The organism is Ruegeria hyattellae (assembly GCF_041537925.1).
GTDB lineage: Bacteria > Pseudomonadota > Alphaproteobacteria > Rhodobacterales > Rhodobacteraceae > Ruegeria_C.
On sequence record NZ_JBGOSH010000002.1, the window covers coordinates 135,180 to 148,452 of the forward strand.

Consider the following 13,273-nt stretch of genomic DNA (forward strand, 5'->3'; position numbering starts at 1 on the left):
ATGGAACGAGCCATTATCGCCATTCTGCGCGGTCTCGACCCGCAGGATGCTGTCCTCATGAGTGAGGCCCTGATTGCCGCCGGGATCACCCGTATCGAGGTGCCGCTGAACTCACCAAGCCCTCTACAGAGCATCGCTGATATGGCACGCGCCTGTGGCGACCGGGCGCTGATCGGAGCCGGGACGGTTCTGACAGTGGCACAGGTCGAACAGGTGGCTGATGCGGGTGGCAGACTGATCGTCTCGCCCAATTGCGACACAGAAGTGATCGCGCGCAGCCGGGTGCTGGGGCTGGAAAGCTGGCCAGGCATCTTTACCCCGACCGAAGCCTTCGCCGCGCTCAAGGCAGGCGCCAGCGGTCTCAAGCTTTTCCCCGGCAATATGGCCGGACCCGGCGGGTTGAAGGCGATGCGTGCCATCCTGCCCGAAGGCACGCAGGTCTACGCCGTGGGAGGGGCAGGGCCGGAGAATTTCGGAGAATGGTTCGCGGCAAGTGCCGATGGGTTCGGCATCGGCTCGGCGCTTTTCAAGCCGGGCATGTCGGTTGAGGACGTGCGAGTGCGCGCGGCCGGTATCGTAGCGGCGTATGACAAGGCCGTCTGATGAGCCGGGTTTTCGACGACCGCATCTGCGCATTGGGTGAGGGGCCGCTCTGGCATCCGTTGCGTCAGCAGCTCTTTTGGTTCGATATAATTGGCAAGCGGCTCTTGACCCGCGACGCAGGCGGTCCGCGGCATTGGCAATTCGAGGAACACGTCTCAGCCGCGGGCTGGGTGGATCGCGAGACATTGCTGATCGCCTCGGAAACCGGTCTCTGGCGGTTCGATCTGCCGACCGGCGCACGCGATCTGGTTGTCGCGTTGGAGGCCGACACCAAGGCGACCCGGTCCAATGACGGGCGGGCCGACCCCTGGGGCGGGTTCTGGATCGGGACGATGGGAAAACAGGCCGAACAGGGCGCCGGTGCGATCTATCGCCTTTACCGGGGAGAGCTGCGTCAGTTGGTGCCGGATGTCACCATCTCGAACGCGATCTGCTTTGCGCCGGATCGTCGTTGCGCCTATTACGCCGACACCAAGTCCGGACAGGTGATGCGGCAGCCGCTGCAACCCGAAACCGGATGGCCCGAGGGCGAGGCCCATGTGTTTCTCGACCTGCGGGTCGACGGGTTGAACCCCGATGGCGCGGTGGCCGATCGCGATGGCAATGTCTGGATCGCGCAATGGGGCGCGAACCGGGTGGCCGCTTATTCGCCCCTCGGCACTTTCCTGAAGGCGGTGCGCTTTGCTGGGCGGCACAGTTCCTGTCCCGGTTTTGGCGGGTCGGAGTTCCGCGATCTATATTGCACAACCGCGCGGGCTGGAATTAGCTCCGAGGTGCTGAGCTCTGAGCCGGAAAATGGCATGACCTTCGTTGCGGAAAATGCGGGCAAGGGCCGCGCGGAATATAAGGTGATCTTATGAGACCGGAACTGGGTGTCTGTTATTACCCCGAACATTGGCCCGAGGCGGGCTGGGCCGAGGATGCCGCCCGCATGGCAGCGATGGGCCTGACATGGGTTCGCATTGGCGAGTTCGCCTGGAGCCGGATGGAACCGGTGCCGGGGCAATTGCGGCTCGACTGGCTGGACCGCGCCATCGAAGTGCTGGGGGCGGCGGGGCTGAAAGTGGTGCTGGGCACGCCCACGGCAACACCGCCGCGCTGGATGATCGACCGGTTTCCGAACATGCTGGCCGTGAATGCAGAGGGCAAACCGCGCAAGTTTGGCTCGCGTCGGCATTATTGCTTCAGTCATGCCGGGTATCAGGATGAATGTGTGCGGATCACCGAAATCCTCGCCCGACGTTATGCGAGCAACGCACATGTGGCGGCGTGGCAGATCGACAATGAATATGGTTGTCATGACACGGTGTTGAGCTATAGCGACGCCGCGCAGCAGGGGTTCCGTGACTGGCTCGCCGCGCGTTATGGCGATATTGCGGCGTTGAACCGGGCCTGGGGCAATGTGTTCTGGTCAATGGAATACGGCTCCTTTGATCAAATCGATCTGCCCAACCTCACGGTGACCGATCCGAACCCGTCGCATGTGCTGGCCTTCCGCCGCTACAGCTCGGATCAGGTGGTGCGGTTCAACCGGGCGCAAGCCGAGGTGTTGAAGGCGCATACTGATGCGCCGCTGATCCACAACTACATGGGCCGGGTGCTGGACTTCGATCATTTCGAGGTCGGTGACGACTTGGATATCGCGAGTTGGGACAGCTATCCGATTGGCTTTCTCTCCGAGCGGCTGGATCTGGAGGAAGGACATAAGCACACCTTCCTGCAACAAGGCGACCCTGACATGCAGGCGATGCACCATGACCTTTACCGTGCGGTAGGGCGCGGGCGCTGGTGGGTGATGGAGCAGCAGCCCGGCCCGGTGAACTGGGCGCCTTATAATCCCGCACCACTGTCGGGCATGGTCCGGCTCTGGTCGCTTGAGGCGGTGGCGCATGGGGCCGAGGTGGTCAGCTATTTCCGCTGGCGGCAGGCCCCGTTCGGGCAGGAGCAATACCACGCGGGCTTGTTGCAGCCGAACGGACGCGACGCGGTCGGGGCGGATGAAGCGGCGCAGGTGGCTGGAGATCTGGCAAAGCTGGGCGATCTGACCCCTGCGCAGGCGCGAGTGGCGATGCTGTTCGACTACCCCTCGGATTGGGCCTGGGCCGCGCAGCCGCAGGGGTCGGGCTTTAGCTATTTCAACCTGATCCTGTCGGCCTACAAGGCGCTGCGCCGGGCGGGGCTGTCCTGTGATTTCCTGCCCTCTCGGCAGCGCGATTTCAGCGGCTATGACCTGATCCTCGCGCCGGGACTGGCGGTTCTGCCGCCGGACCTGAGCGACGCGCTCAGCGCCTCGGGCGCTCAGGTGGTGCTGGGGCCGCGCAGCGGGGCGATCAGCGACGACTACCATGTGCCCGATGCAGGCCGCCCCGGGGTGGCGGGTCTGGACGTGCATGTCGATCTGGTCGAATCCCTGCCGCCCGATCACACCCGTGCTGTCTCTGGCGGTGGACAGGTGATGCACTGGCAGGAACAGTTGAGCGGGGCCGCCGAGGTGCTATTGCAGACCGAGGCGGGCGCGCCTGTGCAGATGGGCAGCGATAGGCTCAGCTATCTCGGGGCCTTCCCGGATGAGGTGCTCTGGGACCGGATCTTGGGTGCTGCCGCTGAACGCGCGAACCTTTCTTTCATGCGGCTGCCTGACGGTCTGCGCATTCGTGATATGGGCGCGCATCGCTTTGCTGTGAATTACAACGCCCATGCCGTGGAGTGGAACGGCGCCCGGCTTGAACCCTGCGGCGTGGCGGTCTGGAAGGATGGCGCGCAGGTTCTCTGACAGGGCGGGCCACAGGCGTTATTGACCGGTGGGTGATGATCGCTCATCCTCGGGGCATTATTTCCCTCGCGCGTCCCATGGGCCGTGACCGTTCCCGAAGGCTTGTCTCATGACAGATGCGTCACCCAAGCGTTATCGCCTTGATACCCATCGGCTGCGTGATCCGTCCCAGACGCTGGCGTTGGTGCAGCCGCATCTCAAACGCATGGGCATCACGCGGGTGGCCAACCTAACTGGGCTGGACCGGATCGGGTTACCGACGGTGATGGTGTGCCGGCCCAACTCGCGCTCGGTTGCGGTGTCGCTGGGCAAGGGGTTGTCGCTGGAAGCGGCGCAGGCCTCGGGTGTGATGGAGGCGATCGAAAGCTGGCATGCTGAGCGAATCACGGGACCCTTGCGCCGGGCGTCTTATGCAGACCTGCGGGCAGAGGCGAACGTGGCCGATATCGACCGGTTGCCGAAGGTCACCGGCGGGCGTTTCGACCCGCATCGCCGCCTGCTTTGGATCGAAGGTCATGATCTGGGCGCGGATACCCCCTGCTGGGTGCCATATGAGATGGTCGATACCGATTACACCGAACCGCCCAATGGCGGTCACTGTGCCTTTCCGCGCTCGACCAACGGCTTGGCTTCGGGCAATGACCTGAGTGAGGCGACCTGCCATGCGATCTGTGAAGTGATCGAGCGCGACGCCACCACACTCTGGCATCAGAGCGCGCGCGATCAGCGTATCGATCCTGAGACGATTGACGATCCGCGCTGTCGTGAGGCGTTGGAGAGGTTCACCGCTGCCGGGATAGATGTGGGGGTCTGGAACACGACCTCGGATGTGGGTGTCGCGTGCTTTCATTGCGCGATCTGCGAGGCGGGGACGCAGCCGGGTCATATCGGGTTGGGCGATGGTTGCCACCCGGACCGGGCAATTGCGCTGTTGCGCGCCCTGACTGAAGCGGCGCAAACGCGGCTGACTTATATCTCGGGCGCGCGTGACGATCTGGAGCCCGAGGAATTCGCCGACACAGCCCTGCGTGCGCGGGGCCATTACGTGCGTGAACTGATCGATGGGGCGGCGCCGACAGGCAGCTTCATCGGCTGTCCCAGCAACGCGGCAGAGTCCTTTTCGGGCGATCTCGATTGGTTGGTGTTACGGCTGGCCTCGGTTGGGATTGAGCAGGTTGTTGCTGTCGATCTGTCGCAGGAGGGGTTCGATATAGCCGTTGTGCGCGCGATCATTCCGGGGCTGGAAGCACCGCATGACGATCCCGATTTCGTGCCGGGACTGCGCGCAATGAGGGCGCGTGCATGAGCGCGGTGGTTTTTGTTGGCCCGACCCTGGCATCGCAGTCAGTCGGTGAGATTTTGCAGGCCGAGATTCTGCCGCCGGTGCGGCAGGGCGACGTCTATCGTGTGGCCCGCGAGACCCCCCGCGCAATCGGCATTATCGACGGGTTTTTTGAAGGTGTGCCTTCGGTCTGGCATAAGGAAATCCTCTGGGCGATGGAACAGGGCATACCGGTCTTCGGCAGCGCCAGCATGGGCGCGCTGCGCGCCGCCGAACTAGCAGATTTCGGTATGATCGGTGTCGGCCGGATTTTCGAGGATTATCACGCCGGTGTGTTGCAAGATGACGACGAAGTTGCGGTGTTGCATAGCCCTGCTGAGCTGGGTTTTCAGCCGCTGAGCGAGCCGATGGTGTCGATCCGCGCAACCGTTGCGCGGGCCTTGGAGGCGGGAATGATTTCGCCGGGTCTGGCGGAGGCGATCCTGCATGCGGGCAAGGCGCTGCAATATCGCGAACGGGATTGGCCGCGCGTCCTGTCTATGCTGGCACAGGACCACGATCTGACAGTGTTCAGCGACTGGTTACCGGAAGGCAAGGTTGATGCCAAGCGCGACGATGCCTGCGAGATGCTCCGTCGGATGGCGACCTATTTGGAGAGCGGGGCAGAGGCCCAAGAGGCGCCGACCCGGGTCGAACGAACACTGGCGTGGCAGGGGTTGATCCGGCGCATTGATAGCGAAACCGCGGGGAATCGCTCAGCCGCGCAGGATCTTCTTGATGAGTTAAGACTTGATCCCGCGCGCTTTGTTGAGCTGCGCGAACGGGCAATGCTGGGTGTGCTGGCGCAGGAGGACGCGGCGCGGCGCGGTTTGCGGGCGGATCGTGACACGCTGGTGGCGCAAATGGACCGCCACCGTTCGCAGGTCGGGCTAGCGCAGCGGCGCGATGTGTTGCACTGGCTGGACGCCAATGACCTGGATGAAGCCGGTTACGAGGATTTTCTGAGCGGTGCCGCGCTATCCGATGAAATACGCTCGCTACGAGTCGACCGGCTGGAGCCGCATATGCTCTCCGCGCTGCGGTGGGCCGACGAGTATTCGGGTCTCAAGGCTCGGGCCGAGGCCAAAAAGACTGCTTTGCAGGTCGCAGAAAACCGTGAGTTTTCCGGGCAGGACCGGCTGCGCCTGCTGATCTGGTACTTTGAGGATCACCTTGGTCAGCCGGTCCCGGATGATCTAGATTTGCATGCGCAAAGCCTCGGGCTCGCGGATCGCGAAGAATTCTGTACACTGGTCGCGCGCGAGTTCCTGTATTCTCAGGGTGGTGGCGATGCTGCCGAGGCGCCAGACGCATAGTTGAACGATTGGAGGGACGCATGTACCGACCTGACCTGCCAGAGGACGAAGCGCCGGGCACGCGGTTTCTACTGTTCCCGCAATCTCCTTTCTTCGAAAGCAACCCGAGGCCTGAACTGGTCGAGGTCTCTGCGCCTCCTGGAAGTTTGGGGCCCGGTCCCTCGGGGCCGCGCATGTACACGGTCAACCCGGTGGGCAAGACCACGCCTTTTGGCGCGATAATCGACAGGCCGAAAGGGCCGGGAATGTATCTGCCGCCCTGGAATGGTCCGGTTAATCCTCCGGCGGAACCCGATGAGGACGGCAATTTCACCTATCTCGATCCCACCGACCCGGCCTTTGAGGCCGCGCATCTCTTTGGATCGGCGCATTTCACCATGGATGTCTGGGAGGGCTATTTCGGCCGCGCGATCCCGTGGCATTTCGAACGTGATTTCGACCGGCTGGAACTCTCGCTGCTGCCCAGTCTGGACAATGCGCATATCGGCTGGGGATTTCTGGAAACCGGCGGCACCTGGGAACATGGTGACGAATATCGTGCCTATAGCCTGAATTTCGACGTAGTCGCGCATGAGATCGGGCACGCGATCATCTACAGCGTGATCGGCATGCCCGCGCCCGAGGATACGCCGGGCGAATATTACGGCTTTCACGAATCCGCCGCCGACATGGTGGCGCTGGTGGCGGCGCTGCATTTCGGGTCCGTGGTCGAGGAGTTGCTGGAGAACACGCGCGGCAATCTCTACTCCTTCAACCGTCTCAGCCGGTTCGCGGAACTGTCGGAAAACGCCCAAATCCGCATGGCTGCCAATGACAAGACCCTGTCGCAGTTCGAATGCGGCTGGAGCAGCGAGCACGCTCTCTCGGAACCGCTGACCGGCGCGATGTTCGACATCTTCGTCGATATCTATCACGAGCGTCTGCTGGTGCATGACCTGATCTCACCAGAGATGGAGGACCTGTCGGACCAACTGGAGGACTCGCCCGAATATGGCGATGTGATGCAGGAGATGTTCGACGAGCGCTATGCCGAAAACCCCGACGGGTTCCGCATCGCGCTGCTGGAGGCACGTGACTTTCTGGGCTCGTACCTGGCTGATGCCTGGAGTCTTCTGGATGCCGAGATGCTGAGCTATCTTGGCGTTGAGCGGGCGCTGGTGCAGGTGGATCAGGAGATCACTGATGGCGCGTTCCGGCAGATTATTGAGGGCAATTTCCGGATGCGCGAAGTTGGCATCGTCGACGTGGGTCCCAGACTGACCGAACCGGACGAGCACAGCCACGCGGTTTCGACGCGTACCCGGGTGCCGGAGTGACTCATGCGTAAATTTCTTTGTGATCGGAGAATTTTATGGCACGGTGGCTGAAGGAGTTATTCTTATCTTTATTTCGGTCCTGGATTGGCGGGACCACCACATCGGGATTGGGGGCGGACTGCCCGGGTGAAATCCCTCAGAAACAAGGAGTGGGTGAAGTGGGCGAGTCTTTACTCAGTTTTTCGGAAGTGTTGCTATTTGGACGCGTGGTCACCGAGTTGACCTATCAAAACAAAAAAAAGAACACCAACAGTCGGAACAATTTCCTTCAAAATCAGGTCGAAGCCGGTACCGACAATGATGGTTCGGATATGCTCAATTTTGCGCGCATCTACGCGTTTGCGTATGACGGCGTTTTTTATGAGCTGCCGGAACCCACGTTGTACTTGGTCCGCGGACCAGGCCGTAGCGCAACGAATGGTGACAAACCGGGTGGTTTGGCATCTCGTGCTCCGAACAGTCCGGAATTGAGCGGCGTGGCTGCGGCCGATTACCAGATCGCCGACGACATTTGCGTTTGGGACTATCAGCAGGCCGATTACACCATTCGCATGGATGTCGCGAACGGTCGGTTCGAACAAGTATTGCTTGATGCCTATTTCGGCTCCGATGGTGCGGGCGTAAGCGGCGCAAAAGTCAGCGGTGCCAAGGTGAGTGGCGCAAAGGTCAGCGGCGCGAAAGTCAGCGGGGCCAAGGTGAGCGGCGCGAAAGTCAGCGGTGCAAAGGCCCGCGGCGGCGACTGATCGCTCTTACGGTTTTGGAAGCAGGGCGCGTCTTGAACGCGCCCTTTTTCGTGCCGAGCTCGGTTCAGAAACCGGCCTTCTTAAGCCCTTCGACGAAATGCTGGGTGTCATCCTCCAGCTTGTCCGGCTGGACCTTGGCCCAATGGTCCAGCGAGAAATTGGGATGCACTGCGCGATGCTTGTCTGCGATCTCGCGGGCGATGTCCACTTTACCCATCTGCGCATAGCTGGCGGCCAATATGCGTTGTCCTTCGGTAGGATTGTTCATCTTGTTCACGGTCTCGATAACATCGTCATATTGCTTGAGATTGTAATAGGCGCCGCCCAGATGCCACAGATACTGATCTGGGAAATACGGGTTCAACCGCATTGCCTGTTTCAGATGGCGAATGGCGGTTTCATTGTCGCCGGAATGGACCATCGCATCAGCAAAATCGGAATGCAGGTCGGCGTCATTCGGGTTTAGCGCCAGCGCGCGCCGGTACGATCCAAGCGCCGCGTCGTGATCCTTGCGGTAGAGATGAACGAAACCCAACTCTCCGAACCCGCGCGCGTCGGTGGGGTCCAGGTTGACGGCCCTTTGGGCAAACCCCAGCGCGGTATCCAGTGCCTGATCGGAATCGTTGGTCCAGGAATAGCGCCAGTCGATATTCAGCGTCCGTGACAAGGCTGCCGAAGCGCGGGCATAGCCTTCGTCCCGTTCCAGCGCCTGTTCATACAGCGTATGGGCCTCGTGATTGTCCTGCCTAGTGTATTTGTACAGGTATTGCTGGCCGCGCAGCACATAACCGTAAGCGGCCAGATCATTGGGCACCGCCTGTGCCATGCGCTGGCGCTCTTGCGCCTCGATCAGTACCGCTGTTGAGGCGACGATGGATTCGGTCACCTCGTCCTGAATGGCGAAAATATCGTCTATTACCCGGTCATACCGTTCGCCCCAGATGGTGCGTTCGGCATCGGCGTCGATCAACTCGACGCTGATCCTGATCCGGTTACCCGCCCGGCGCACGCTGCCGCGCGCGATGTAGCGTACGCCCAGCTTGCGGGCTGCGTCCTGAGGGGACATCGACTGGGCCTTGAAGAAATACGCCGAGTTGCGCGCGATGACAAAGAGGTTCCTGAATTTCGACAGGTTGAGAATGATGTCGTCGGTCAGCCCGTCGGCAACCCAGCCATCGGACGGATCACCGCCCATGCTGACAAAGGGCAGCACCGCGACCGATGGCGTATCCGGCCTTTTCTGCTCGGACTGAACCGGAGAGGGCCGCAAAGTTGCAGCCATTGTCACGCCTTCGACCTCGCTGCGCACGCAATAGGTCGGGATCGGGTTGGCGATGTTCTTGAGTGTCTGCGGTCCGAGGAATTCATAGCCATAGCGCAGCCGGTTGCGGATCTGCTCATAGACTGTGGCGCTGACGCAAACGCGGCCGGGTTCAGCGATTTCCTGAAGGCGTGAGGCGATGTTGACGATGTCGCCGTGAACGCCGCGCTCATCCGTCATGATCTCACCAAGGTGCACGCCTGCGCGGAAATGAATGCGCTGATCTTCTTCGCGGGTTTTGTTGTTTTCATCGGCAATGCGGTGCAGTTCCACGGCAAAGCGCACCGCGCTTGAGGCGGTGTCAAACAGCGCCAGGACCCCATCGCCGCGGATCTCGGCCACATGCCCGTCGAATTTTCGGCAGGCATCTTCCAGCCGGACTAGCAGGGATTTCAAAGCACTATAGGTGTCGACCTCGTTCTGGCCCATAAGCCGGGAATACCCGACCACATCGGCAAATAGCACCGCCCCAAGACGATGCTTGATCTCAGAACTTGGGCTGTCTGCGCTCACGTTCCGTGCTCCACCTCTGTTCTACACCCGGGGCTGGCCATGGGCCATGACCCCATTCCCTCCGTCAAAATAGACAAATCCAAATGAACTTATTTCACATTCGGGTCAATGAGCGGCCAATTCCACCCCGAGGATCCTGCCTCGCCCATGCCCACACTGGTCTCGGCGCCAAGCTCGCTGGAAAGCGACGTGCGGCGCGCCTCCCATTCGTCGCTTAGAAGACCGACGACCATCATGTCAAAAAATTTTCCCTGCGCAAACCATGCTTTGCGCATGCGTCCTTCTATCTGAAACCCAAGTTGTCCAAGCACCTGATTACTGGTGTTGTTGTCTTCACGATAATACGACGTGATCCGGTTCAGGCCAAGCTGCCGAAAGGCCAGATCCAGCATTAACGCTGCGGCACGAGTGCCCACGCCCTGTCCGCGCAACGACGAATCGAGGAATGTGGCGATGACACCGTCCCGATTCGTAGGCGATATCGCTTCAAGCCCGACTATGCCTACGACAACCTCGGTTTCCGACTCGATGGCAAACCAGCACCGTTCGCAGTCTGTCGCTCCTTCGACCACACGTTCCCAGGAGCGTTCGGTACCTGCCAGATTGAGTGGCATTCGGCAGGTCCGGTCGAACGCTGCCAGATCGTCAACATTGCGAAACCAGCGCGAAATCAGCGTCAGATCTGCTTTCTCCAGCGGTCTGAGCGCATAATGGCTCCGGGGGCGATCTGACATGATTGGCATCCTTTTGGTAATAACTCATACAAATAAATCACAGTCAATCTTAGCACGAGTTCACCAAGAACGAGAGTTCCATATTGAGGCTTTGCATTGGGTCGATCTTTTTGCCCGGTAAGGGGTCATTCAGGGTCTTGGCATAGAGGGCGGCACCGGGCAATGCTGCGCCGTGTGTGATGCAACCCCGGAGGCCACGATGGCAGGCGCAAAGAACGTCCTTTTCATCATCATCGATCAACTGCGGGCCGATTGCCTGAGCGGCGCGTTGGCCGCGCATGTTGATCTGCCGAACCTTCACGCTTTCATGGATGAGGCGGTGTCGTTCGAGCGGCATTTTTCGGTCACCAATCCCTGCGGCCCGTCGCGTGTCTCGATCCTGACCGGGCAATATGCGATGAATCACCGTTCGATCCGCAATGGTACGCCGCTGCGCCACGACACGCCCAATATTGCGACTGAGATGCGCAAGCTGGGTTATCTACCGATGCTGTTCGGATATACCGACACATCGCAGGACCCGCGCGCCCATGATCCGGGTGATCCGGCGCTGAAGACCTATGAATTCCCGATGAACGGGTTTCACGAGATGACCGAAATGCGGATGGAGATGTCCTATCCCTGGCGGTCGCATCTGATGGCTCAGGGATACGAATTCGATCGGTATTTTGATGTTTACAAACCGGTTTCACCCGACGGGTGCGCGCCGCGGCTGACCGATCCGGCGCTCTATCGGGCCGAAGACAGCGACACAGCGTTTCTGACTGACAGCTTCCTGAGCAAGATGCGCGCTTATGCCGGCGAAAGCTGGTTTGCGCATCTGACCTATATTCGCCCGCATCCCCCACTGGTGGCACCAGCGCCCTATAACGCGATGTATGACCCGGCGCGACTGCCGCTTCCGGTGCGCAAGGGCAGCCGTGCCGGCGAAGAGGCCATTCATCCGTTTATTGGACCGGCGCTGGACAAGGATACCGCCGCCAGCATGGTCGAGGGTTTTGACGATCTCGACGCTAGCGACGAGACTATCCAGAACCTGCGCGCGATCTATCTCGGGCTGGCCAGCGAGGTGGACAGCCATATCGGCCGCGTCATCGACTTCCTAAAAAGCTCGGGCCAGTATGACGACACGATGGTGGTGATCACCGCCGATCACGGCGAGATGCTGGGCGATCACCAAGGTTGGGGCAAGTCCACGTTCTATGACGCCGCCTATCACACGCCTCTGATCGTGCGCTGCCCGGGGAACGCGGAGAATGCCGGGCACCGCGTGACCCTGCCCACGGAATCGATCGACGTGACGCCGACCATCCTGGACTGGATGGGGGCGAGCGTGCCCAATTCCATGGATGGGCGGTCGCTCTTGCCGCTGATCCACGGAAAGACCCCGCAAGGCTGGCGGGAACACACCTATTCCGAGCTCGATTTCTCCGATCCGCTGACCCCGACAGATGCGGAACAGCGGTTAGGCACCGGACCGGGCGATTCCAGCCTGTGCATTCTGCGCGAGGACCGGTTTGCCCTGATCGAGTTCGCTGCCGATCTGCCACCTGTCCTGTTTGATCATGATGGCGCTGGAGAGATGGAGAACGTGGCGGACAGGCCGGAATATCAGGGCGACCTTGCACGCCTGACCCGCACTCTCCTGCGCCACCGGATGCGCAACGCGGACCAAACGCTGTCACTCTATTCGATAACCGATGACGGACCGAAACTGCGCAAACGATAGCGCCGGCGCGAATCCGCGCCTTGGTGCCGGGAACTATTGGGCGGTGGTTACGTCGATGTCCCAGCTGCGCAGCGCGGCCGAAAGACGGCCGCGTGGCGCCTGATCCGAGACAATCTGACCCACCGCCTCGGGTTCCGGGCCGCAATGGGGGGCCGTCGCTCCGAATTTGTGGCGGTCGATGCCCATTAGAACATGACGCGCGCTGGCGGCGATCTCGGTGGCAAGATGCGCCTCGGCAGCGCTCAGGTACAGGAACCCACGTTCAGCAGACAGCGCGTCGGAACTGAGCACCGCCACGTCATAGGCAAAGCGGCGCGCCTGACGCTCGGCCACATGGCCGAACGTGCCGCGTTCGTTGCTTTGCAACTCTCCCCCCAGCATATGGACCCGATTGCCATTGGTGTTGACCAACGTCTGCGCCACACCGATCGAGTTTGTCACTACGGTCAGCCCGGCATGCTGGTGGCGCAGCTCCTCGGCGACAAAAGCGGTAGTCGAGCCGACATCGAGGAAGATCGTCATGCCATCCGCCACGATCCCGGCAATGGTCGCGGCGATCAGGCGCTTTTCTTCGGCATGTTTGTTGATGCGCCGAAAGAAGCTGGGGTCGTTGCGAGTGCCGATTAAATAGGCCCCACCATGCACTCGCACCAGCGCGCCCGAGGTCGCGAGCGACTTGATCGTGCGGCGCACAGTTTCCTCTGAGACGTTCATCACCTTCGCCAGTTCTGTGCCCCGCGCCGACCCGCCAGCGCGCCGCAAGGCTGATAGAAGCTCCATCTCGCGATGTGAAAAACTGCTCATGTCGCTGGCCATGGCACGCTCCATCTCGCGGCCGGGTGATCCGGCGCGTCGTGCGTAGTGATACACAATTTGAAGCGGATTTTAACCCGTGCCGTTTCGG

General features: G+C 61.0%; 11 protein-coding genes. 8 read left to right on the top strand and 3 right to left on the bottom strand.

Going from position 1 to position 13,273, the window contains the following annotated elements; translation table 11 throughout:
• The 7 genes from AB1E33_RS04600 to AB1E33_RS04630 all read left to right on the top strand — a co-directional run bounded on the left by AB1E33_RS04600 (position 1) and on the right by AB1E33_RS04630 (position 8,072).
• On the top strand, positions 1-603 hold the full coding sequence (locus AB1E33_RS04600; protein WP_372576087.1) for a 2-dehydro-3-deoxy-6-phosphogalactonate aldolase: 603 nt from the start codon (positions 1-3) through the stop codon (positions 601-603).
• Positions 603-1,463 carry an SMP-30/gluconolactonase/LRE family protein gene (locus AB1E33_RS04605; RefSeq protein ID WP_372576088.1) on the top strand — a complete coding sequence of 287 codons (861 nt, stop codon included), beginning with the start codon at positions 603-605 and terminating at the stop codon, positions 1,461-1,463. Before AB1E33_RS04600 ends, AB1E33_RS04605 begins: the two co-directional genes overlap by 1 nt.
• On the top strand, positions 1,460-3,376 hold the full coding sequence (locus tag AB1E33_RS04610; RefSeq protein WP_372576089.1) for a beta-galactosidase: 1,917 nt from the start codon (positions 1,460-1,462) through the stop codon (positions 3,374-3,376). Before AB1E33_RS04605 ends, AB1E33_RS04610 begins: the two co-directional genes overlap by 4 nt.
• Before the next feature lie 109 nt (positions 3,377-3,485).
• Positions 3,486-4,682, top strand: a complete 1,197-nt coding sequence (locus AB1E33_RS04615) for a YcaO-like family protein (protein WP_372576090.1) — start codon at positions 3,486-3,488, stop codon at positions 4,680-4,682.
• Complete coding sequence (locus AB1E33_RS04620; RefSeq protein WP_372576091.1) at positions 4,679-6,013, top strand: TfuA-like protein; 1,335 nt, start codon at positions 4,679-4,681, stop codon at positions 6,011-6,013. Before AB1E33_RS04615 ends, AB1E33_RS04620 begins: the two co-directional genes overlap by 4 nt.
• A 20-nt stretch (positions 6,014-6,033) precedes the next feature.
• A complete protein-coding gene (locus tag AB1E33_RS04625; RefSeq protein ID WP_372576092.1) occupies positions 6,034-7,329 on the top strand; it encodes a gluzincin family metallopeptidase in 1,296 nt (431 codons plus the stop codon).
• Between the two features lie 35 nt (positions 7,330-7,364).
• Positions 7,365-8,072: a pentapeptide repeat-containing protein gene (locus AB1E33_RS04630; RefSeq protein WP_372576093.1), complete on the top strand. Its 708-nt coding sequence runs from the start codon at positions 7,365-7,367 to the stop codon at positions 8,070-8,072.
• Positions 8,073-8,136: 64 nt separating this feature from the next.
• Here AB1E33_RS04630 and AB1E33_RS04635 read toward each other — a convergent pair whose 3' ends face one another.
• On the bottom strand, positions 8,137-9,906 hold the full coding sequence (locus tag AB1E33_RS04635; protein ID WP_372576094.1) for an adenylate/guanylate cyclase domain-containing protein: 1,770 nt from the start codon (positions 9,904-9,906) through the stop codon (positions 8,137-8,139).
• Between the two features lie 89 nt (positions 9,907-9,995).
• Positions 9,996-10,640, bottom strand: a complete 645-nt coding sequence (locus AB1E33_RS04640; RefSeq protein WP_372576095.1) for a GNAT family N-acetyltransferase — start codon at positions 10,638-10,640, stop codon at positions 9,996-9,998.
• A gap of 199 nt (positions 10,641-10,839) precedes the next feature.
• On the opposite strand from AB1E33_RS04640, the gene AB1E33_RS04645 reads away from it, so the two are divergent.
• Positions 10,840-12,369 (top strand): alkaline phosphatase family protein, encoded by a 1,530-nt coding sequence (locus AB1E33_RS04645; protein ID WP_372576096.1) that lies wholly within the window; start codon positions 10,840-10,842, stop codon positions 12,367-12,369.
• A gap of 33 nt (positions 12,370-12,402) precedes the next feature.
• Here the strand turns inward: AB1E33_RS04645 and AB1E33_RS04650 are convergent, their stop codons facing one another.
• The gene (locus AB1E33_RS04650; protein WP_372576097.1) at positions 12,403-13,185 is read right to left on the bottom strand and encodes a DeoR/GlpR family DNA-binding transcription regulator; all 783 of its coding nucleotides are present in this window, start codon (positions 13,183-13,185) and stop codon (positions 12,403-12,405) included.
• Positions 13,186-13,273 lie beyond the last annotated feature (88 nt).